A 1,166-nucleotide genomic window follows, 5' to 3' on the forward strand; every position below is an offset into this window, starting at 1 on the left:
CATTTATCTGGGCAATGTGTGGCGAAAACCAAACATATGACGACATGGATGCAGTTGCAATGGACGAATTAAGATAATAAAAAATAAAAATCACTCATAGAGGAGCATATAATAATGGCACAATCACCAGAAGAAATTAAGAAAAATGAAGAAGCATTAGACAAATTCAAAACAAGCTTTTTTGATTTAACAGGCAAGGTTGCTGTTATCACAGGTGGTAACACAGGTTTAGGACAAGGATATGCTGTTGCTTTGGCAGAAGCTGGAGCCGATATCTTCATTCCTACATTTGGTAAAGCAGAATGGGACGAAACACGTAGTATGATCGAAAAACGTGGACGTAAAGTTGAATTTGCTGATGTTGATTTAACAAAAGACGGTGTTCCTGAAGAAGTTGTTCAAAAAGCTATCGACACATTTGGTCATATTGATATCTTGATCAATAATGCTGGTATGATCCGTCGTAACCCATTACTTGAATCAAAAGATTCAGATTGGGATCAAGTTATTAACATCAACTTGAACGCTGTTTACCATATGTCAATGGCTGCTGCTAAAGAAATGGCAAAACAAAAATCAGGTAAGATTATCAATATCGGTTCAATGTTGTCATTCCAAGGTGGAAAATTTATTCCTTCATATACAGCTTCAAAACACGGTGTTGCAGGTCTAACAAAGTCATTTGCTAGTGAATTAGGAGCATACAATATCCAAGTTAACGCTATTGCACCAGGTTATATCAAGACAGCTAATACAGCGCCTATTCGTGCTGACAAAGCTCGTAACAAAGAAATCCTTGACAGAATTCCTGCTGGTCACTGGGCAGAACCATCAGAATTGATGGGTGTTGCAGTATTCTTGGCAAGTAAAGCTTCAGATTACGTAAGTGGACATATCCTAGCCGTTGATGGTGGTTACTTAGTACGTTAATCAAATTGTTTTAAACCATGTTTAAAGATATGCGGATTCTTTATTAATGGTTTAAGTTTAAATATCATCCAAAAATACAAAAAAAGAGTGGTGCTTAGGCACTGCAACTATTTTTTGAGACATTAAAATAAAAGCACTTCTTTTATTGGGCTATTAAGTTCCGGTATTCTACCGGCGACTGATAGCCCAGTTTTTCGAATATTCGTTCTTCATTCCAAAATTTGATGTATTCTTCT

2 protein-coding genes are annotated in these 1,166 nt (G+C 36.4%); one reads left to right on the forward strand and one right to left on the reverse strand.

The features are described from left to right. Nucleotides 1–114: 114 nt before the first annotated feature. Complete coding sequence (gene kduD / locus EKM64_RS11320; RefSeq protein ID WP_125678580.1) at nucleotides 115–930, forward strand: 2-dehydro-3-deoxy-D-gluconate 5-dehydrogenase KduD; 816 nt, start codon at nucleotides 115–117, stop codon at nucleotides 928–930. A gap of 142 nt (nucleotides 931–1,072) precedes the next feature. Here the strand turns inward: kduD and EKM64_RS11815 are convergent, their stop codons facing one another. Further along, complete coding sequence (locus tag EKM64_RS11815; protein WP_225420984.1) at nucleotides 1,073–1,156, reverse strand: IS3 family transposase; 84 nt, start codon at nucleotides 1,154–1,156, stop codon at nucleotides 1,073–1,075. Nucleotides 1,157–1,166: the final 10 nt, after the last annotated feature.

Source organism: Companilactobacillus keshanensis, from assembly GCF_003946205.1.
Taxonomy (GTDB): Bacteria; Bacillota; Bacilli; order Lactobacillales; family Lactobacillaceae; genus Companilactobacillus; species Companilactobacillus keshanensis.

What these genes read in the sequence shown, in the direction of transcription:
- kduD (WP_125678580.1), top strand. Translation starts at nt 115, where the DNA reads ATGGCACAATCACCAGAAGAAATTAAGAAAAATGAAGAAGCATTAGAC.